The following is a 19,385-nucleotide window of genomic DNA, read 5'->3' on the forward strand; positions in this document are numbered from 1 at the left end:
CTCAGGTTTCAACAGATGAATCCGCGAGCACCTGCCCGAGCCTTGGACCGGACCGTCGCATCACACAACGTCGTGGCGCCGGCGCCCCAGAGGAGCAGCAGTCTTGCGCGAGTTCAGCCTTCCGGCTTTGTACGAGGTCCCCTCGGACGGCAACCTGACGGACATCGTCCGCAGGAACGCCGCGCAGCACCCCGACGTCGCCGTCATCGCCCGCAAGGCCGGCAGCTCCTGGCAGGACGTGACGGCCACCGAGTTCCTCGCCGAGGTGCACGCCGCCGCCAAGGGGCTCATCGCCTCCGGGGTGCAGCCGGGCGACCGGGTGGGCCTGATGTCGCGCACGCGCTACGAGTGGACGCTGCTGGACTTCGCGATCTGGTGCGCGGGCGCGGTGACCGTGCCGGTGTACGAGACCAGTTCGCCGGAGCAGGTGCAGTGGATCCTCGGCGACTCCGGCGCGACCGCGTGCATCGTGGAGACCGGCGTCCACGCCGCCGCGGTGGAGTCGGTGCGCGAAGGGCTGCCGGCGCTGAAGCACGTCTGGCAGATCGACGGCGGGGGCGTCGAGGAACTGGGCCGCGCCGGGCGGGACGTCAGCGACGAGACGGTCGAGGAGCGCAGCTCCCTGGCGAAGGCCGACGACCCGGCGACCATCGTCTACACCTCCGGCACGACCGGCCGCCCCAAGGGCTGTGTGCTCACCCACCGCAACTTCTTCGCCGAGTGCGGCAACGTCGTGGAGCGGCTGCGCCCGCTGTTCCGCACCGGCGAGTGCAGTGTGCTGCTGTTCCTGCCGCTCGCCCATGTCTTCGGGCGGCTGGTGCAGGTGGCGCCGATGATGGCGCCGATCAAGCTGGGCTGCGTCCCGGACGTCAAGAACCTCACCGACGAGCTGGCCTCGTTCCGGCCGACGCTGATCCTGGGCGTGCCGCGCGTCTTCGAGAAGGTGTACAACTCGGCGCGGGCGAAGGCGCAGGCGGACGGCAAGGGCAGGATCTTCGACAAGGCAGCCGACACCGCGATCGCCTACAGCCGGGCGCTGGACGCCCCGTCGGGCCCGTCCCTCGGTCTGCGGATCAAGCACAAGGTCTTCGACAAGCTGGTCTACGGCAAGCTCCGCGCGGTCCTCGGCGGCCGGGGCGAGGCCGCCATCTCCGGCGGCGCGCCGCTCGGCGAGCGCCTGGGCCACTTCTTCCGCGGCATCGGCTTCACCGTGCTGGAGGGCTACGGCCTGACCGAGTCCTGTGCGGCCACCGCCTTCAACCCGTGGGACCGGCAGAAGATCGGCACGGTCGGCCAGCCGCTGCCCGGCTCGGTGGTGCGCATCGCCGACGACGGCGAGGTGCTGCTGCACGGCGAGCACATCTTCCAGGGGTACTGGAACAACCCGGCGGCGACGGCGGAGGCGCTGGCGGACGGCTGGTTCCACACGGGCGACATCGGCACCCTGGACGAGGACGGCTATCTGCGGATCACCGGCCGCAAGAAGGAGATCCTGGTCACCGCGGGCGGCAAGAACGTCGCCCCGGCCGTGATCGAGGACCGCATCCGCGCGCACGCGCTGGTCGCCGAGTGCATGGTGGTGGGCGACGCCCGTCCGTTCGTGGCCGCGCTGATCACCCTGGACGAGGAGTTCCTCGGCCGCTGGGCCGCCGAGCACGGCAAGCCGGCCGGTTCCACGGCGGCCTCGCTGCGCGACGACCCGGACCTGCTCGCCGCGGTGCAGGGCGCGATCGACGACGGCAACGCGGCGGTGTCGAAGGCGGAGTCGGTGCGCAAGTTCCGCATCCTGGACTCGCAGTTCACCGAGGAGTCGGGCCATCTGACGCCGTCGCTGAAGCTGAAGCGGAACGTGGTCGCGAAGGACTACGCGGCCGAGATCGAGGCGCTGTACGCGAAGTAGCGGGCGCGAGGAGCGCAAAGGCGCGGGCCCCGACGAGGGGACCCGCGCCGTCCCATGTCCGGCCGCGGCAAGGTCGTACGCCCTGCAGCGTCGAGGCCGCACGCCCGGTCACGGCGAGGGGCGGCGCCCCCGGCCACCGCGAGATCTCTCGTCCGGCCGGCTACAGCAGTTCCTTCAGCCGCTCGGCCAGCAGGTCCCAGCGCCACTTCTCCTCGACCCAGCGCCGCCCCCGCTCCCCCATCCGGCGGCGCAGTTCGTCGTCGCCGAGCAGGGCGGTGATCCGGTCGGCGGCCTCCTCGGCGGAGCCGCCGCGCACGACCCAGCCGGTCTCGCCGTCGAGCACGGCGTCGGGCGCCCCGCCGGAGTCCCCGGCGACGACGGGCAGTCCGGTCGCGGAGGCCTCCAGGTAGACGATGCCGAGCCCTTCGACGTCGAGGCCGCCGCGCCGGGTGCGGCAGGGCATCGCGAAGACGTCGCCGGCGCCGTAGTGGGCGGGCAGCTGCGACCAGGGCACCGCCCCGGTGAACACCACCGACTTCTCCACCCGCGTCTCGCGGGCCAGCTTGCGCAGCTCCTTCTCGTACGGCCCCCCGCCGACGATCAACAGCACGGCATCGGGCTGTGCGGCGAGAATCCGCGGCAGGGCGAGGATGAGGGTGTCCTGCCCCTTGCGCGGCACGAGCCGGGAGACGCACACGACGACCGGCCGGTCGACGAGGCCGAGCCGGGCGCGCACCTCGGCGCCTCCGGAGTCCGGATGGAACGTCTTCTCGTCGACGCCCGGCGGCAGTTGGGCCATCCTGGCGGCGGCGTCCGGGGTGAGCGCGGCGGCGATCCGGGAGCGCGTGTACTCGCCGAGGTAGGTGAGGGCGTCGGTGGACTCCCCGATGCGGCGCAGCAGTTGCCGCGCGGCGGGCAGCTGGGCCCAGCCGGCCTCGTGCCCGTGGGTGGTGGCCACCAGCCGCTCGGCGCCCGCCCTGCGCAGCGCCGGCGCCATCAGCCCGAGCGGCGCCGCAGCCCCGAACCACACCGCCGCGCACCCGTGTTCGCGCAGCAGCCCGACGGCCCGCCGGGTGACCGCGGGCGTCGGCAGCAGCATCGTCGTGGTGTCGCGTACGACGGTGAAGGGCTGCTCGGCGTCGAACGCGGCCGTGGCTCCGGCGCCCTCGCGCCCCCGCTTCCAGGTGGAGGCGTAGACGACCAGCCGCTCGGGGTCCAGGCGGAGCGCCATGTTGTGCAGGAACGCCTGGATGCCGCCCGGCCGGGGCGGAAAGTCGTTGGTCACGATGAGGGTCTTGCGCATCGACGCCGACCCTACCCAACGTAAACTCACGCTGGCGTCCGCCCCGGCGGCGCGGGCGACGGACCGACGACCGGACAGGGGCGCGCGTGGACAGGACCAACGGGACACCGTCGCTGATCGGGCTGGTCGCCCTCTGGTCGGCGACCCGGCTGTTCCTGCTGTTCTTCGTCCTGAAGGTCGTCGTCTTCCCCGGACCGGACGTCACCACGGACGTCTCGGTGATCTACCACGGCTGGTACGAGGTGCTCAGCGGCGGTGCGTTCCCCCGCGAGGACGTCACCTGGCAGTACCCGCCCGCCGCCGCCCTCGCGATCCTCTCCCCCGCGCTGCTGTCGTTCCTCGACTACGCGCAGGCGTTCTTCGTGCTGGCGTTCCTGGCCGACTTCGCCGTCCTCGCCCTGCTGCTGTACGCCGGTCCGCGGCCGGGCCGGACGATGCGCGGCGCGTGGCTGTGGGTCGTGGGGGCGCCGCTGCTGGGGCCGACGGTGTACGCGCGCTACGACGTGATGGTCACGGCCGTCGCGGTGGCGGCGCTCCTGGCGGGCAGCCGGCGGCCCCAACTGATGGGGGCGCTGATCGGGTTCGGGGCGATGCTGAAGGTGTGGCCCGCGCTGCTGCTGGCCGGCGTGGTGCGGCGGCGGGTGTGGGGGGCGGCGGCGGTGTCGGCGGCGGCGCTGGCGGCGGGGTTCGCGCTGGCGATGCCGGGCGCGTTCGCCTTCCTCACCTTCCAGCGGGACCGGGGCACGGAGGTGGAGTCGCTGGGCGCGCTGGTCTTCCATGTGGCGCGGCAGTACGGCTGGGACGGCCAGGTGCTGCTGAACTACGGCTCGGTGGAGTTCCTCGGCCCGTACGTCGGCCTGGTCAGCACGGCGGCCCTGGCGCTGACCGGGGTCGCCTTCGGCTGGCTGCTGGCGTGGCGGCTGGCGGCGAGGCGGTTCGCGCCGCACACGGCGGCGGACGCGGCGTTCGTGGCGGTGCTGCTGTTCACGACGACGAGCCGGGTGATCAGCCCGCAGTACATGGTGTGGCTCGTCGGGGTGGCGGCGGTGTGCCTGTCCTTCCGGCGCAGCGCGATGCGCCTGCCGGCGTTGCTGGTCCTGGCGGCGTCGGCGGTGACGGTGCTGGAGTTCCCGATCTGGTTCGCCCACGTCGTGGCGAGCGACACCCTCGGCGTCACCCTCCTGGTCGTCCGCAACGGCCTGCTGGTCCTGGCCACCGTGGTCGCGGCCCGCGCCCTGTGGCGCGCGACGGCCCCCGCCCCGGCCGCCGCGCCCGCCCCCGGCCGGGCGCCCCGCGGCGAGGAGACCCCGGTCTCGTCCTGAGCCCCGTGCCCCCGACCGGCCCCGCACGCCCGTTTCTCGGGTTTCTCGGGTGAGCCCGCCACAGCGCGGTCAACCGCTCCGGCGTCGTCCCCGTGTTCCCGGCCCGCGGCCCCGTCAGCCGAATTCCGCCCGCAGATGCTCCCGCCACAGCGCCGTGAACCGCTCCGGCGTCGTCCCCAGCACCTGCGCCATCGCCCCCTCGACCGCACCCCGCCGCTCCCCGTGCGCGCCCACCGCCCGGTAGAACGCGCCGAGCCGCTCCTCGCCCCAGCGTCGCGCGATCAGCCCGCAGGCCGTGAACCCGCCCTCGTAGGCGCGCGCGAGCGCCGTGGAGTGACCGGTGAAGCGGAAGTCGGCGTCGGCGGGCAGGGCGTCCGGAAGGTCCCCCTCGGCCACCGCGCGGGCCAGTTCGGGCGCGGCCTCGGCCGGGGCGCGCCCGCTGTCGCGGTAGCCGATCCAGTCGGCGTATCCCTCGGACAGCCACAGCGGCGTGGCGGCGTTGGTGTGGGCGCGGGTGGCGACGTGGACGGTCTCGTGGGTGAGGACGACCTGTCTGCCGACGGGGCCGAGGACGCCGTACGCGTCGGGGTTGACGATGATCCGGTCGGCGGGCGACCGGCCGGACCCGCCCGTCTCGCCGGTGGTGACGGCGGCGATGCCCCGGTAGTGGGCGGCGGGCGAGCCGAGCAGGGCGGCCATGTCGTCCAGCGAGCCGGGCACGAGCACCACGACCAGCCCGCTCCAGCGCGTGCCCCACGCCTCGGACACGGCGGGCACCGCGCGGTCCCCGAGCCCGGCGTAGGCGCGCAGCTCGGCGCGGGACTGCCCGACGCCGAGCACGATGCCGTGCGCGCCCCGGACCACGCTCACCGTGCCCTGGTCCCACAGCTGCTCGGCGGACCCTCCCCGCGGCCGGTCGGAGACGACGGTCCAGCGGCCCCCGGCGTTGCGGGCCAGCCGCAGGGTGCGGCCCGCCGTCACGGGCGCCGGGTCGTAGCCGTCGAGGCGGTAGCGCAGGTCGGCCTCGGCGGTGGCGGTGGCGCCGGTCCGCCGCACGGCGGTGACCTCGTACGACCACTCCGCGAAGGGCAGCGCCCGCAGGTCGGCGTAGTCGGGGGCCGGTCCGGTGCGCCGGTAGCGCTCGGCGTCGCGGTCCAGGACGGCGTCCGCGCGCCGGTCGAGCAGGCGCTGCACCTCGCCGCGCAGGGCGTGGGAGGGGGCGGGAGCCGGTCCCGGGCCGCAGCCGGTCAGGGGCGCGAGCAGCGCGCCGAGCAGCAGCAGACGCACTGCTGCGGCTCCGCGTCCCGACGCCCGCCCTCGACCGGCCACCCTCCCGATCGTACGGGCAGTGCGGGCGGCCGGTCAGACCCTGGTGACCCCGGAGATCGGCATCATCCCGACCGGGTCGTGGCGCACGGGCGCGCCCGGGTAGGGGGCGTGGATCACCTGGCCGCCGCCCACGTACATCCCGATGTGGCTGGCGTCGGACCGGTAGGTGACGAGGTCGCCGGGCCGGGCCTCGGACAGCGGGATCCGCCGGCCGGCCGCCCGCTGGGCCTGCGAGGTGCGTGGGAGGGCGACCCCGGCGTGCGCGTACGACCACTGCATCAGGCCGGAGCAGTCGAAGGCGCCGGGGCCGGTGGCGCCCCAGGCGTAGGGCTTGCCGAGCGCGGAGCGGGCGGCGGCCACCGCGACGGCGGCGCGGGGCGAGGCGGGCGGCAGGTCGGCGAGGTCGGGCAGGTCCTGGCGGGCGAAGCGGGAGGCCCGCTCGAAGGCGGCGCGCTCGGCGTCGGGGAGGGCGGCGAGCAGTCGGCGGGCGCGGGCGAGCTTGTCCTCGACGGCGCGTTTGTGGGCGGCGGCGGCCCGGCGGTTCTTCTCCAGTTCGGTGAGGCGGCCGGCCGCCTCGGCGCGTTCCCGGCCCAGATCGCGCAGGGCGTCCTGGAGCTGCCCGAGCCGGCCGGCCTGCTGGACGCCGATGCGGTGCAGGACGGCGGCCCGGTCGAGGTAGTCGTCGGGGTCGGCGGAGAACAGCAGGGCGAGGGAGGGGTCGAGGCCGCCGGTGCGGTACTGCGCGCCGGCCAGCGAACCCAGGGCGTCCCGCAGGGAGTTGACGCGTTCCTGCTGGCGGGCGACGCGGTCCTGGGCGTCGTTCACCTGCCCCCGCAGCCGGTCGGCGCGCTCGTCGGCCGCGTTGTACGCCTCGGTGGCCTTCTCGGCCTCCGTGTAGAGCCGGTCCACCTCGGCACGGGTGTCGTCGCGCGGCGCGGCGAGCGCCGGCGTGTCCGGTACGGCGGCGAGGGCCGCGGCGGCGGCCGACAGCGCGCCCATGGCGACGCGCGCGGCGCCGGCGCTCCGGACGGGACCGGACGGTGCGAGACGGCGATGGGACCCCACGGGTGGCCGCGCTCCTTCCACTGGCGGACTGGAAACGCGGCAGACAGTAACCCCGCGACGGGGCGGCGACCAACGACCCCGGTGGCCACGCAACGTGACGCCCCGCCGCTGACGCAGGTCATCGGCGGGGCGTGGGGCGCGGCCCGGTGTCGTAATTCGCCCGTTCGGGCGGCATGGCCCGCGGAAACCGGGTCCGATGCCAACGGGTCAGATGCGGACGCCGAACTGGTACGGCATGTTGTTGATCGACTCGTAGCGCACGACCGTGCCGCTGCGCGGGGCGTGCAGCACCTGGCCGTTGCCGGCGTAGAAGCCGACGTGGTGCAGGTCGCTGTAGAAGATCACCAGGTCGCCGACCCGGAGGTCGCTCTGCGAGTAGATGCGGGTGCCGTAGCTCGCCTGCGCCTGCGAGGTGCGCGGGATCTGGACGCCGGCCTGGGCGAAGGCCCAGGAGGTGAGGCCGGAGCAGTCGAAGGACGACGGGCCGGAGGCGCCGTACACGTACGGCGAGCCGATCTTGCTCTGGGCGGCGGCGTAGGCGGACGAGGCGCGGCCGGTGGCCGGGGCGGCGCTGCCGGACGCGGAGGCGGCGAGGGCGCTGCGTCCGCTGTCGCGGCTGGCGCGCTCCTCCTCGGCGGCGAGCGCGGCCTTCTCGGCCGCGGTCAGGGTGTTGAGCAGCTTCTGCGCCTCGGCGAGCTTCGCCTGGACTTCCTGCTTCTTCTTGCCCAGCTCGGTGCGGGTGGAGGCGAGGTCCTTGAGCTTGTCGGACGCCTCGGCGCGGTCCTGGGCGAGTTCGCGCTGCTTCTCCTGGATCTTCTTCAGCGCGTCGACCTGCTGGCTGCTCAACTGGTCGAGCGTGGAGGCCTTGTCGAGGTAGTCGTCCGGGTCCGCGGAGAGGAAGAGCTGGACCGAGGGGTCTATGCCGCCCGAGCGGTACTGGGCGCTGGCCATGGAGCCGAGGCCGTCGCGCAGCTCGTTGACCTCTTCCTGGCCGCGGGCGACGTTGTCCTGGATGGTGGAGATCTCCTTCTGGAGCTTCTCCTGCTTCTCCTTGGCCCCGTTGTACTTCTCGGTGGCCTGCTCCGCCTCCTGGTAGAGCTTGTCGACCTTGGCCTTGACCTCGTCCTTGGTGGGCTTCTCGCTGGGCGCGGCGTTGGCGGCCTGCGAGCTCAGGGCGACGGCAGCGGCTGCCGCGGTGGTCAGCACGGTCACACGTGCGCGGCTCGGCTGCTTGGGTCGACGGTGGGACGCCACGGGGGCGATCTCCTTCTTCCTTCAGCCGCCTACCGACACGCCGGCGGGCGGTTCCCCCGCCGTCACTCACCCCTTGTGAGTGATCACCCGAGCGAGGGTTCGAGGCATGACCCTAGTGACCTGTCTGTGATCAGTTCAAATCCTCAGCTGAAAAATCTCGCCCCATCCAGCATTCTTTACACACAACTCACCCGAGGTGATGAGCGACTGACACTACGTCGCGCGATCTTCCGCCCAATTCGGGCATTGGCCTTCGTTTTTGCCATTGCGGCCATAGGAGCCGAGCGGCGGACATTGGTGCGTTGGACGCCATTGACGCCATTGACGGCCATCGGCTCCCATTGAGTCCCATTGCGGGTCGACCGGAGGTCAGCCCCGCGAGAAGCGTTTGAGGAGCACGGCGGAGGCGACGGGCCGGGCGCCGGCCCGTGCCACCCCGTCGGCGACCTCGCGGTCGGTGGAGGCGACGATGACCGGCCGGCCCGGCGGCTCGGCGCGCACCAGCTGCCGGATCAGCTCGTCGGCGGTGACACCGGGCTTGGAGAACAGCACCCGTACCCCGCGCGGCGGCGCCAGCAGCACCGGCGCGGCCAGCTCGGCCCCGTCGAAGACGCAGGTGACCTCGGCTCCGGTCTGCGCGGCGAGCTGGGAGAGCTGGCCGAGCAGCCGCAGCCGCTGCTTCTCCAGCGGCATCTGGGGATAGCCGGTCTTGGTGACGTTGTAGCCGTCGACCAGGAGATGGGCCTGCGGCAGCGCCAGCAGCTGGTCGAGGATCGCGGGGTCGTCCTCGGACAGGGCGCGGGCGGCGATGTCCTTCGGCGTCATCCGCCCCGGCTCGACCGCGTCGACGGTGTCGGCGGGCCGCACCGACACGGGCGGCAGCGCCAGTTCGCGGCGCAGGCCCTGGGCGGCGTCCAGCACGGTGTCGAGCAGCAGCCGCACCCGCATGTCCTCGACGCTGCGGCCCTCGCGGGCCGCCCGGCGGGTGGCCTCCAGGGCGGCCTCCGCCTCGCCCAGCCGGGCCTTGAGACGCCGGGTCTCGCTCTCCGCGGCGGACACCTGCGCGTGGCTCTCGGCGCGCACGGCCTCCATCTCTCCGTGGGCCTTGCGCAGCGCCGCCTCGCCGCGCTTGACGTCGCTCAGGGCGGAGCGCAGCTTGCGGTGAAGCGATTCGGCTTCCTTGCGGGCGGCGTCCAGTTCGGTGCGCAGCCGCTCGGTCTCGGCGCGGGTGTGCTCACGCGCGGCGGCGAGTTCGGCGCGCAGACGCTCCAGTTCGGCGCGGTTCTCCTCGTCGGCGCGCTCGGCGTCCGCGCGCTGGGCCTCCTCGCCGGCGGCGGTCACGAGCTTCACCCAGCCGGCCGTACGCAGCACGTACGCCGCGGCGGCGACGTCCAGCGGGTCGGCGGCGGGCGGGGGCGCGCCCGAGTCGAGGGCGCCGCACAGCTCGGGCTGGACCTCCCGGAACTTCTCGCCGATGCGCTGCCGGAACAGCGGGTCGGTCTCCAGGGCCGCGGCCATGGCGTTCCCGGCGAACTTGGCACGGCGGTTGGGGGCGAAACGGGCGTACTGCCGCAACTGGGCGGGCAGTTCGGCCATGGTCAGTCCGCCGAAGCCGTCGGCGACGATCTGCACGACGCGGCGGCGCACACCCTCGGGCAGCGGACGGTCGAGCACCTCAGCGGCGCCGTCGTCCGGCTCCCCGCCTGTGGTCTCCACCATCCTCACCCCAATGCCTGTACGCGACCCCGGTCACGGGATCACCGGCCCAGGAGCCCGCTCCCGTCAGGAGCCGACGCCGGGCCTCTCCACGAGTTCCACCTGATCCACGGCGTTGCACCAGCGGCACCGCACCGACTCGATGGTCTCACTGACGACCTCGCGCTCCTCCACGTTCGGCTCACCGGCCAGGTCGAGGTGCACGTACTCGACCACCTTGGAGGAACGGGTCACGTCGAAGCGGGTGAGGTTGCCGCACAGCTTGCAGCGCCACCGCGTCGAGGCGGTCGGCAGGGGAACCGTCATCGTGCCTGGTCCCTTCCCTTCTGGTTTCCCGGCGCGCCAGCGTGCCTGGAGCGTGTGGCTCGTAACCCTACGGCCTGCCGGGTGCCCGACGCCCGTCCGTCCACGGCGGCGAGGCGGTCCGTGCGGATACGTCCCGTTGCGTCATGCTCTGTGTTCATGGTCAGCGACTGGAGGGCGGTGGCCCTGAGAGCCCGGCGGAGGCCGCCGGCGCCGGTGACGTACGGGCTGATCGGCCTGTGCTGCGTGATCTTCCTGATCGGGCCCGCGTCGGGGCTCGGCCCCGCCTACGGCACGGGGGAGGAGCTGCTCGCGGTGCAGCGGGCCTATTTCCGCCGCTGGGGCGTGATCCCCGCAGAGCTGTTCGGCGGCTCCCCCGGGGCCCTCCTCACCCCGGCGACGGCACTGTTCGTGCACGGCAGCTGGGTGCATCTGCTCGGCAACATGCTGTTCCTGCACGTCTTCGGCGCGATGACCGAGGAACGCATGGGCCGGGCCGGGTTCACCCTCTTCTACGTCGGCTGCGGCTGCCTCGCGCTGCTGGCGTACGCGGCGGCCAACGCGGGCTCCGAGCAGTCGCTGGTCGGCGCGTCCGGGGCGATCTCGGCGGTGCTCGGGGCGTTCCTGTTCCTCTTCCCGACCGCGCGGGTGACCAGTCTGCTGCCGTTCCTCTTCTTCCTGCCGCTGCGCTTCCCGGCGTGGGTGGTGCTGCCCTTCTGGGCGGCCCTGCAGTGGCTGGCGGCGGGCCGCTCCGACGGCGGGCCGGGGGTGGCGTACCTGGCCCACCTGGTGGGCTTCGCCCTGGGCTTCGGCTACGCGTGGGCCCGGTTCGGCCGGAGGACTAGAGTGAAACCCGCCCCAGCTCCGGCCCCCGAGGGAGAGAACCAGCCGTGATCACCGCGATCGTCCTGATCAAGACCAGCGTGGACCGGATCCCCGAGATCGCCGAGCGGATCGCGGCGCTGGACTCCGTCAGCGAGGTCTTCTCGGTCACCGGCACGTACGACCTGATCGCGATGGTCCGGGTCCGCCACCACGAGGACCTGGCGGAGGTCATCCCCGGCCGCATCAGCAAGATCCCGGGCGTGGAGGCGACGGACACCCATGTGGCGTTCCGCACCTACTCCCAGCACGACCTGGAGGCGGCCTTCGCCATCGGCCTGGACAATTGAGGCCGGGCTGACCGGCCGGCCGCCGGGGACGGTCACCACCGCCCCCGGCCCAGGCGACGCCCCGGGGGGCGCGGGGAACTGCGCGACCGGCCCTCCACAACCCGCACCCGAAGCACACGCCCCTCGGACACGGCCCCTCACAGCCGACGTCCGGGCAACACCCCAAGGGCGCGGGGAACTGCGCGACCGGCCCCCGACACCCTCACCCGAACACCACGCCCTCGCCCCCGACGACCTCAAGCCGCCGGCCCAGGCACCGGCACGCACCGCCCGCCCTCCGTCCGGTAGGACCACCGCGACCCGTTCCCGAGCAGCTCCCGCGTCGCCCGCAGGAACCGGTCCACATGCTCCTCGGGAGTCCCGGCGCCGAAGCTGACCCGGACGGCGCCGGCGGTCCCGGGCGTCCCGCACTCCTGAGACGTCCCCGACGTCCCGGCCGCGCCGTCCAGCAGCGTGCGCAGCAGCGGATGGGCGCAGAACAGCCCGTCCCGCACCCCGATGCCGTACTCCGCGGACAGTGCCGCGGCGAAGTGCGAGCCGTTCCAGCCGTCCACCACGAAGGACAGGACGCCGACCCGCGGCGCGTCCTCGCCGAACAGGGACAGCACCCGCACCTGCGGCAGCCCGGCCAGTCCCTCGCGCACCTTGCGCAGCAGGTACTCCTCGCGGGCGACCAGGGACTCGAAGCCGGCCTCGGTGAGCGCCTGGCAGGCCGACGCGACGGCGTGGGCGCCGATGACGTTCGGGGACCCCGCCTCGTGCCGGGCCGCGCCGTCGTGCCACTCCACCTCCACGCCGCCGTCCGCCCGCCGGGCGACCCTGCGGCTGGCCCCGCCGCCGGCGAGGTACGGGTCGGCGGCGCCCAGCCAGTCGGCGCGGCCGGCGAGGACGCCGGCGCCGAAGGGGGCGTAGAGCTTGTGCCCGGAGAAGGCGACCCAGTCGACGTCCAGGTCGCGCACCGACACGGGGCGGTGCGGGGCGAGCTGGGCGGCGTCCAGGACGATCCGGGCGCCGTGCGCGTGCGCGGCGGCGGCCAGTTCCCGTACCGGCCACAGCTCGCCGGTGACGTTGGACGCCCCGGTGACGCAGACCAGCGCGGGGCCGTACGGGTCCCGGTCGGCGAGGGCCCGCTCCAGGGCCGCCACGGCCTCGCCCGGGCTGCGCGGCGCGTCGAGCCAGGTGACCGCGTCCTCCGGCCAGGGCAGCAGCGCGGCATGGTGCTCGGTCTCGAAGACGAAGACCCGGCATCCGGCGGGCAGCGCCCCGGCCAGGAGGTTCAGGGAGTCGGTGGTGGAGCGGGTGAAGACGACCTGGTCGTCGGCCCGGCAGTCGAGGAAGCCCGCGACCGTGGCGCGGGCCTTCTCGAACAGGTCGGTGGACAGCTGCGAGAGGTACCCGGCACCGCGGTGCACGCTGCCGTAGTACGGCGCGTACGCCGCCACGTCGTCCCACACCCGCTGGAGCGCGGGCGCGCTGGCCGCGTAGTCGAGCGCGGCGTAGACGGCCTCGCCGCCGGTCACGAGCGGCACGGTGACATCCCGCCCCAGAACGGGCAGCGGGGGGCAAATGACCGGGGCGGAGGCAGCGGAGGATACGGAAACCGGCATGACGAGGACTCCCGTGAGTCGAGCGCTGGGCAGCAGCGCGGGGGACGAGAAGAAAGGGGGTGCGCCGAGGCGACCGGTGCGGAAGGCGCGCGCGTCGACGGCGCACCCGGGGCACGGCTGGAAAACGGCCGACAGACCTAGCGCATTCGTTTGCTCACGGAAGGCTCCCTCGAACGACCCAGGACCCCTGGTCTCGCGAGGGGTCCGCGCTTGCCGCAGACCTTGCTGTCTGCGGCCTGGTCTTCACCCGGGGCACCCCGCCACGGACGGAGGGTTGCCGGACAGCCGGCCGGGGCCTGATGGCTGTCGCTCATGACCTGGTCCCACATCTTGCCACACTGTCGGATACGCGCAAGGGCGCGGTCCGCATCCCGGACCGCGCCCCTGCGCCATCTGCCTTTGCCCACGCGGCCGTTCAGGCGTTGCTGACCGCCACCCAGCGCTCCAGGACCCGCCCGGCCGCCCCGGAGTCGATGGACTCGGCCGCCTTCGCCATGCCGTCCCGGAGCTGCTCCGCGAGCGGTCCCGTGCCCGGCTCCAGCGCCACCAGGGCCGCCGCCGAGTTCAGCAGCACCGCGTCCCGTACGGGACCCCGCTCGCCGTCGAGCAGCCGACGGGCCACCTCGGCGTTGTAGGAGGCGTCGGCGCCGCGCAGTGCCTCCAGCGGGACCGGCTCGATGCCGACGTCCCGCGGGTCGAAGACCTCCTCGGTCACCTTGCCGTCGCGGACCACCCACACCCGGGAGGTGGCGGTGACCGTCAGCTCGTCGAGGCCGTCGTCGCCGCGGAAGACCAGCGAGGAGTTGCCGCGTTCGGCGAGCACGCCGGCGACGATCGGGGCCATGCGCGCGTCGGCGACGCCCACCGCCTGGGCCCGCACCCGCGCCGGGTTGGTCAGCGGGCCGAGGAAGTTGAAGGTGGTCCGGATGCCCAGCTGGCCGCGCGCCGCAGCCACATGGCGCAGCGCCGGGTGGAACCTGACCGCGAAGCAGAAGGTGATCCCGGCCTCCTCGGCCACCTCGGCGACCCGCCGCGGCGTCAGCTCCAGATTGACCCCGAGCTTCTCCAGCACGTCGGACGCGCCGGACGCGGAGGAGGCGGCGCGGTTGCCGTGCTTGACGACCTTGGCGCCGGTGCCGGCGATCACCACGGCGGACATGGTGGAGATGTTCACCGTCTTGGCGCCGTCGCCGCCGGTGCCGACGATGTCGACCGTCTCCCCCGGCACCTCGATCACGTTGGCGTGCTCGTACATGGTGCGGACCATGCCGGCGATCTCCTCGACGGTCTCGCCCTTGGCCCGCAGGGCCACCGCGAAACCGGCGATCTGGGCGTCCGTCGCCTCGCCCCGCATGATCACGTCCATCGCCCAGGCCGTGTCGTCCGCGCTCAGGTCGCGGCCGTCGAGCAGGCCGTTCAGCAGGGCGGGCCAGGTGCGGCCCGCCGCGGTGTCGCCTCCAGCGGGGGTCACAGCGCTCATAAGCCGCTCCTGGCTCGGTCCCGGATGTCGGGACGGGTGTCTCGGACGGGCTCCACCCTATCCAGCCGCCGGACAAGACGGAGGGCCCCGTCCGTACACCGGACGGGGCCCTCGGCCGTGGCTGTGGCGAACGCAGCGATCAGTGGTGGCCGTGGCCGCTCGTGATCTCCTTGTACTCCTCGACGGTGGGCTTCGGGATCTGCGACTCCTCGCCGAAGTAGGCGTTGCTGAGCTTGACGCGCAGCTTCTCGGAGCCCTTCACCTTGCGCTTGACGCCGTTCTCGTCGACCGTCTGGCCGATGGCCAGCGGCTTGTACTGCTCGTGCGCCGTGAGCGTGTGCAGCTGCTCCTGGCTGAGCGGCTCGTGCACCTCGATGAACTCACCGTGCGGCAGGCGCTTGATGGTGCCGGTCTCCCGGCCGTGCAGCACCTTGTCCCGGTCCCGGCGCTGGAGGCCGAGGCAGATCCGCTTGGTCACGACGAACGCGATGACCGGTCCGACGAAGAACCCGATCCGGACGAACCACGTGACCGCGTTGATCGACAGATGGAAGTGGGTCGCGACGATGTCGTTGCCACCGCCGATCAGCATGATCATGTACGCGGTGATCCAGGCCACGCCGAAGGCGGTGCGGGTCGGGGCGTTGCGCGGGCGGTCCAGCAGGTGGTGCTCCCGCTTGTCCCCGGTGACCCAGGCCTCGATGAACGGGTACAGGGCGATCACCGCGAGGAACAGACCGAAGATCACCAGCGGGACGAACACGCCCAGGACGAGCGTGTGACCCCAGAAGTTGATCTCCCAGCCCGGCATGGCGCGCACCAGGCCCTCGGCGAAGCCCATGTACCAGTCGGGCTGGGCGCCCGTGGACACCTGGTCCGCCCGGTAGGGGCCGAGGACCCAGATCGGGTTGACCGACGCGATGCCGGCGAGGGCCGCGGTCACACCGAAGACCAGGAAGAAGAAGCCTCCGGCCTTGGCCGTGTAGACCGGCAGCAGCGGCATGCCGACGACGTTCTTGTTGGTCCGGCCGGGGCCCGGGAACTGGGTGTGCTTGTGGTAGAAGACCAGGATCAGGTGGGCGCTCACCAGCGCCAGCATGATGCCCGGCAGCAGCAGGATGTGGATCGAGTAGAACCGGGCCACGAAGTCCGTGCCGGGGAACTCCCCGCCGAACAGGAACATCGAGATGTACGTGCCGACGATCGGCACGGACAGGATCGCGCCCTGGGTGAAGCGGACACCGGTGCCCGAGAGCAGGTCGTCCGGGAGCGAGTAGCCGGTGAACCCGGTGAACATGCCCAGGACGAACAGCAGGAAGCCGAACAGCCAGTTGACCTCGCGCGGCTTGCGGAACGCGCCGGTGAAGAAGACGCGCATCATGTGCACGAACATGCCGGCGAGGAAGATGATCGCCGCCCAGTGGTGGATCTGCCGGATCAGCAGACCACCGCGCACGTCGAAGCTGATGTCCAGCGTGGAGGCGTACGCCTCGCTCATCAGCACGCCCTGCAGCGGGACGTAGCTGCCGTGGTACTCCACCTCGTTCATCGACGGGTGGAAGAACAGCGTCAGGTACACACCCGTGAGGATGATGATGATGAAGCTGTACAGGCAGATCTCGCCCAGCATGAACGACCAGTGGTCGGGAAAGATCTTGCGCATGTTGGCCTTGGCCAGGGAGTAGATCCCCAGCCGGCCGTCGGCCCAGTCGGCGAGGCGCTCGCCGGCCGGAGCCTTCCCGCGGGCGCGGGATTCGGTGCTGGTGGTGCTGGTGGTGCTCATCCGCGCTCCCAGAATGCAGGGCCGACGGGCTCCTCGAAGTCGCCGAGCGCCTCGAGGTACCCCTCGTCGTTCACGCCGATGCGCAGCTGCGGCAGGGCGTGGCCGGCGGGGCCGAAGATGACCCTGGCTCCGTCGGAGAGGTCGAAGGTGGACTGGTGGCAGGGGCACAGCACGTGGTGCGTCTGCTGCTCGTACAGCGAGATCGGGCAGCCGACGTGGGTGCAGATCTTGGAGTACGCCACGATGCCCTCGTGCGACCACTCCAGCTCGCGCTTGTCCTTGATGTCCTCCGGCTCGATCCGGACGATCATCAGGGCGGCCTTGGCGATCTCGTTCTGGTACGAGTGGTCGTGCTCCTCCAGGCCCTCGGGCTTGGCGAAGGTGAGCGAGCCGACGGAGATGTCCGAGGGACGCAGCGGCTCGTTCGTGTTCATGTTGACCAGGAGCAGGCCCTTGGACCACATGGTGTGGCGCAGCGAGGTGCCGGGCAGCGGACCGAGGTCGCGCAGCAGGACCAGGCTGGTGAGCGGCACGAGGGTGAGCGCGCCGAGCATCGTGTTGCGGATCAGCTTGCGCCGTCCGAACGCGGACTCCTCGACACCCTGCTTCCACTCTTCCTTGATCTTGGCGTTCAGCTCGGGCGACGCCTCGATCGGGTGGCGCTCGTCGGCCATCTCGACGTCCGCCATCAGCGTGCGCGCCCAGTGGATCGCGCCGGCGCCGATGGTGAACAGCGCGATGCCGAGGGTCAGGCCCAGCGCGAGGTTGAGCGCGCTGACGTGGCCGAGGGTCCAGACGTAGACCGACCTGTCCACGGGGATGGTGACGAACGCAGCGATGAAGCCGATGGTGGCCAGCATCGAGAGCGTGAACAGCAGGGCGACCGCGCGCTCGGACCGCTTGGCGGCCCGCTCGTCGATGTCCTGGATGCGGTGCTCGTGCGGCGGCAGGCCGGGGTCGGCGAACGGGTTCTCCTCGTCCGCGACGCCCACCGCCGTGCCGTGCGCGTGGCCCTGCTCGGCAGGGAGCTTCTCTTCGGGAATGTCGTGGCTGCTCATGACTTCTTGGCCTTTGCGGTCCGGGCGGCGACCCACACGGCGATGGCGATCAGGCCACCGAGACCGAAGATCCAGCCGAACAGACCCTCGCTGACCGGCCCGAGGCCGCCCAGCTGAAGGCCGCCGGGGCTCTTGGCCTCGTCGCCGTTGACCTCTTCGAGGTACGCGATGATGTCCTTCTTATTCTGCTCCGACAGGACGGTGTCGGGGAAGGAGGGCATGTTCTGCGGGCCGGTCTGCATGGCCTCGTAGATGTGCTTGGGGTCGACGCCCTCCAGGCCCGGCGCGTACTTGCCCTTGGTGAGGGCGCCGCCCTTGCCGGTGAAGTTGTGGCACTGCGCGCAGTTGGTGCGGAACAGCTCACCGCCCTTGGCGATGTCCGCGCCCTCCGTGCCGTACTGCTCCTCGGTCGGGATCGCCGGGCCGGCGCCGAGGGAGGAGATGTAGGCGGCGAGCTGGTCGATCTCGGCCTGGGTGTAGACGACCTTCTTGCGCGGGACCTGAGCGCTCTGGGAGGTCGCCGCCGGCATACGGCCGGTGCCGACCTGGAAGTCGACGGCGGCGGCGCCGACGCCGACCAGGCTCGGTCCGTCGGAGGTGCCCTGACCGCCGGTGCCGTGGCAGCTGGCGCAGCCGACGGCGTAGAGCTTCTTGCCCTCTTCGATGGCGAGGGACTGGGCGGTTTCATCGGCCTGCGCCTTGCTCGCGGGCGCGAACGCGGCGTACAGCCCCCCAGTTGCCGCCAGCGCGAGGAGTAGGACGACGACTGCCGCCAGCGGATGGCGTCGTCGTGCGGAGAGCTTTTTCACGGATTACCCCGGTGTCAGGATCTTCTGCGTCGATGCTTCTGGGATGTGCGCTTCGGTGAGGCGCTCGGGTACGAGCCCCGACTACTTGATCATGTAGATCGTGGCGAAGAGGCCGATCCAGACGACATCGACGAAGTGCCAGTAGTAGGACACGACGATGGCGGCGGTCGCCTGCTCGTGGGTGAATCTCCGCGCCGCGTAGGTGCGGCCCAGGACCAGCAGGAAGGCGATCAGGCCGCCCGTCACGTGCAGGCCGTGGAAGCCGGTGGTCAGGTAGAACACCGAGCCGTACGGGTCCGACGAGAGCGACAGGCCCTCGTGCTTGACCAGCTCGGTGTACTCCAGCACCTGGCCGCCGATGAAGATCGCACCCATGACGAAGGTGACGATGAACCACATCCTGAGCTTCTTCACGTCACCGCGCTCGGCGGCGAAGACGCCGAGCTGGCAGGTGAGGGAGGAGAGCACCAGGATCGTGGTGTTCGTCGCCGAGAACGGGAAGTTCAGGGCGTCGGCCTTCTCGTGCCAGAAATCGGGCCCGGTCACCGATCGCAGGGTGAAGTACATCGCGAAGAGGGCCGCGAAGAACATCAGCTCGGAACTCAGCCAGATGATGGTTCCGACGCTGGTGAGGTTCGGCCGGTTGACCGACGGGTGCGCGTGCCCGGTATCTACTGTCGTTGCTGTCGCCACGACCGACATTATGTCGGTCGCTTATCCCGCCCTCACCCCGGGGGGTGCCGTTCGGTGCGTTCGGCCCCCGTGTACTGCTCGTATGGCCCATCGAAGTGGTGTTCCCACAACTGTTGACGAGAGGGTCGAAGGGGTAGCATCCGCCGCAGCAGGCCTGTCCTTTCACGACGCCGACGTCCCGGAGGAACCATGCAGCCGACCGCCACGGTGCTGGTCTACAGCGACGACTCCAACACCCGCGAGCAGGTGCGCCTGGCGACCGGCCGCCGGCCCGCTCCGGACGTTCCCGTGGTCGAGTTCGTCGAGTGCGCGACGCCCGCCGCCGTCGTCAAGGAACTGGACAAGGGCGGCATCGACGTCTGCGTGCTGGACGGCGAGGCCGTGCCCATGGGGGGCATGGGCGTGTGCCGGCAGATCAAGGACGAGGTGTTCCGCTGCCCGCCGGTGCTGCTGCTCATCGGGCGCCCGCAGGACGCCTGGCTGGCGACCTGGAGCCGGGCCGAGGCGGCGGTGACGCTGCCGGTGGACCCGGTCGAGTTCGCCGCGGCGCTGGCCTCGCTGCTGCGGGAGCGGGCCGCGCTGAGCGCCTAG

17 protein-coding genes and 1 riboswitch are annotated in these 19,385 nt (G+C 72.3%); of the genes, 5 read left to right on the forward strand and 12 right to left on the reverse strand.

The features are described from left to right. The first annotated feature begins 103 nt into the window (after nt 1–103). Nucleotides 104–1,900 (forward strand): AMP-dependent synthetase/ligase, encoded by a 1,797-nt coding sequence (locus tag ACZ6KF_RS00085; protein ID WP_356631685.1) that lies wholly within the window; start codon nt 104–106, stop codon nt 1,898–1,900. 160 nt (nt 1,901–2,060) lie between these two features. On the opposite strand, the gene ACZ6KF_RS00090 is transcribed toward ACZ6KF_RS00085, so the two are convergent. Continuing rightward, entirely contained in the window at nt 2,061–3,203 is a 1,143-nt protein-coding gene (locus tag ACZ6KF_RS00090; protein ID WP_356631687.1) for a glycosyltransferase family 4 protein, read from the reverse strand. Between the two features lie 86 nt (nt 3,204–3,289). On the opposite strand from ACZ6KF_RS00090, the gene ACZ6KF_RS00095 reads away from it, so the two are divergent. Further along, nucleotides 3,290–4,525: a glycosyltransferase 87 family protein gene (locus tag ACZ6KF_RS00095; RefSeq protein WP_469236510.1), complete on the forward strand. Its 1,236-nt coding sequence runs from the start codon at nt 3,290–3,292 to the stop codon at nt 4,523–4,525. 114 nt (nt 4,526–4,639) lie between these two features. Here the strand turns inward: ACZ6KF_RS00095 and ACZ6KF_RS00100 are convergent, their stop codons facing one another. From ACZ6KF_RS00100 to ACZ6KF_RS00120, 5 genes are all read right to left on the reverse strand, one after another. Next, entirely contained in the window at nt 4,640–5,806 is a 1,167-nt protein-coding gene (locus tag ACZ6KF_RS00100) for a hypothetical protein (protein ID WP_469237184.1), read from the reverse strand. An 81-nt stretch (nt 5,807–5,887) separates the two neighbouring features. After that, a complete protein-coding gene (locus ACZ6KF_RS00105) occupies nt 5,888–6,919 on the reverse strand; it encodes a C40 family peptidase (protein WP_469158106.1) in 1,032 nt (343 codons plus the stop codon). A gap of 207 nt (nt 6,920–7,126) precedes the next feature. Then, nucleotides 7,127–8,173: a C40 family peptidase gene (locus ACZ6KF_RS00110; protein ID WP_356631693.1), complete on the reverse strand. Its 1,047-nt coding sequence runs from the start codon at nt 8,171–8,173 to the stop codon at nt 7,127–7,129. Between the two features lie 369 nt (nt 8,174–8,542). Next, nucleotides 8,543–9,892 (reverse strand): NYN domain-containing protein, encoded by a 1,350-nt coding sequence (locus ACZ6KF_RS00115; protein ID WP_356631695.1) that lies wholly within the window; start codon nt 9,890–9,892, stop codon nt 8,543–8,545. 63 nt (nt 9,893–9,955) lie between these two features. Next, a complete protein-coding gene (locus ACZ6KF_RS00120) occupies nt 9,956–10,195 on the reverse strand; it encodes a hypothetical protein (RefSeq protein ID WP_356631697.1) in 240 nt (79 codons plus the stop codon). Nucleotides 10,196–10,351: 156 nt separating this feature from the next. Here ACZ6KF_RS00120 and ACZ6KF_RS00125 point away from each other — a divergent pair, with 156 nt between their 5' ends. Together ACZ6KF_RS00125 and ACZ6KF_RS00130 are read left to right on the forward strand one after the other, a co-directional pair. Next, entirely contained in the window at nt 10,352–11,086 is a 735-nt protein-coding gene (locus ACZ6KF_RS00125) for a rhomboid family intramembrane serine protease (protein WP_356631699.1), read from the forward strand. Further along, nucleotides 11,083–11,364, forward strand: coding sequence for an Lrp/AsnC family transcriptional regulator (locus ACZ6KF_RS00130; protein WP_356631701.1), 282 nt, complete (start codon nt 11,083–11,085; stop codon nt 11,362–11,364). The genes ACZ6KF_RS00125 and ACZ6KF_RS00130 overlap by 4 nt, the downstream gene beginning before the upstream one ends. 236 nt (nt 11,365–11,600) lie before the next feature. Here the strand turns inward: ACZ6KF_RS00130 and ACZ6KF_RS00135 are convergent, their stop codons facing one another. The 6 genes from ACZ6KF_RS00135 to ctaE all read right to left on the reverse strand — a co-directional run bounded on the left by ACZ6KF_RS00135 (nt 11,601) and on the right by ctaE (nt 18,803). After that, a complete protein-coding gene (locus tag ACZ6KF_RS00135) occupies nt 11,601–12,971 on the reverse strand; it encodes an aminotransferase class V-fold PLP-dependent enzyme (protein WP_469236512.1) in 1,371 nt (456 codons plus the stop codon). 201 nt (nt 12,972–13,172) lie between these two features. Next, nucleotides 13,173–13,289: riboswitch (SAM riboswitch) on the reverse strand. A 97-nt stretch (nt 13,290–13,386) separates the two neighbouring features. Beyond that, nucleotides 13,387–14,451 (reverse strand): anthranilate phosphoribosyltransferase, encoded by a 1,065-nt coding sequence (gene trpD / locus ACZ6KF_RS00140; protein ID WP_356631704.1) that lies wholly within the window; start codon nt 14,449–14,451, stop codon nt 13,387–13,389. A 139-nt stretch (nt 14,452–14,590) separates the two neighbouring features. Then, the gene (gene qcrB, locus ACZ6KF_RS00145; protein ID WP_356631706.1) at nt 14,591–16,234 is read right to left on the reverse strand and encodes a cytochrome bc1 complex cytochrome b subunit; all 1,644 of its coding nucleotides are present in this window, start codon (nt 16,232–16,234) and stop codon (nt 14,591–14,593) included. Then, nucleotides 16,231–17,292: a cytochrome bc1 complex Rieske iron-sulfur subunit gene (qcrA, locus tag ACZ6KF_RS00150; RefSeq protein WP_356631708.1), complete on the reverse strand. Its 1,062-nt coding sequence runs from the start codon at nt 17,290–17,292 to the stop codon at nt 16,231–16,233. The genes qcrB and qcrA overlap by 4 nt, the downstream gene beginning before the upstream one ends. Next, nucleotides 17,289–18,101, reverse strand: a complete 813-nt coding sequence (gene qcrC / locus ACZ6KF_RS00155; RefSeq protein WP_356631710.1) for a cytochrome bc1 complex diheme cytochrome c subunit — start codon at nt 18,099–18,101, stop codon at nt 17,289–17,291. The genes qcrA and qcrC overlap by 4 nt, the downstream gene beginning before the upstream one ends. A gap of 81 nt (nt 18,102–18,182) precedes the next feature. Continuing rightward, nucleotides 18,183–18,803 carry an aa3-type cytochrome oxidase subunit III gene (gene ctaE / locus ACZ6KF_RS00160; protein WP_356631712.1) on the reverse strand — a complete coding sequence of 207 codons (621 nt, stop codon included), beginning with the start codon at nt 18,801–18,803 and terminating at the stop codon, nt 18,183–18,185. A gap of 180 nt (nt 18,804–18,983) precedes the next feature. Here ctaE and ACZ6KF_RS00165 point away from each other — a divergent pair, with 180 nt between their 5' ends. Beyond that, nucleotides 18,984–19,385 carry a response regulator gene (locus ACZ6KF_RS00165; RefSeq protein WP_356631714.1) on the forward strand — a complete coding sequence of 134 codons (402 nt, stop codon included), beginning with the start codon at nt 18,984–18,986 and terminating at the stop codon, nt 19,383–19,385.

Source organism: Streptomyces sp. NPDC046379 (genome assembly GCF_055587785.1).

Bases quoted from the DNA above. Each gene is read 5' to 3' on its own strand.
- ACZ6KF_RS00090 (WP_356631687.1), bottom strand. From the start codon at position 3,203: ATGCGCAAGACCCTCATCGTGACCAACGACTTTCCGCCCCGGCCGGGC.
- ACZ6KF_RS00115 (WP_356631695.1), bottom strand. From the start codon at position 9,892: ATGGTGGAGACCACAGGCGGGGAGCCGGACGACGGCGCCGCTGAGGTG.
- ACZ6KF_RS00120 (WP_356631697.1), bottom strand. From the start codon at position 10,195: ATGACGGTTCCCCTGCCGACCGCCTCGACGCGGTGGCGCTGCAAGCTG.
- ACZ6KF_RS00125 (WP_356631699.1), top strand. From the start codon at position 10,352: ATGGTCAGCGACTGGAGGGCGGTGGCCCTGAGAGCCCGGCGGAGGCCG.
- ACZ6KF_RS00135 (WP_469236512.1), bottom strand. From the start codon at position 12,971: ATGCCGGTTTCCGTATCCTCCGCTGCCTCCGCCCCGGTCATTTGCCCC.
- trpD (WP_356631704.1), bottom strand. From the start codon at position 14,451: ATGAGCGCTGTGACCCCCGCTGGAGGCGACACCGCGGCGGGCCGCACC.
- qcrB (WP_356631706.1), bottom strand. From the start codon at position 16,234: ATGAGCACCACCAGCACCACCAGCACCGAATCCCGCGCCCGCGGGAAG.
- qcrA (WP_356631708.1), bottom strand. From the start codon at position 17,292: ATGAGCAGCCACGACATTCCCGAAGAGAAGCTCCCTGCCGAGCAGGGC.
- ctaE (WP_356631712.1), bottom strand. From the start codon at position 18,803: ATGTCGGTCGTGGCGACAGCAACGACAGTAGATACCGGGCACGCGCAC.
- ACZ6KF_RS00165 (WP_356631714.1), top strand. From the start codon at position 18,984: ATGCAGCCGACCGCCACGGTGCTGGTCTACAGCGACGACTCCAACACC.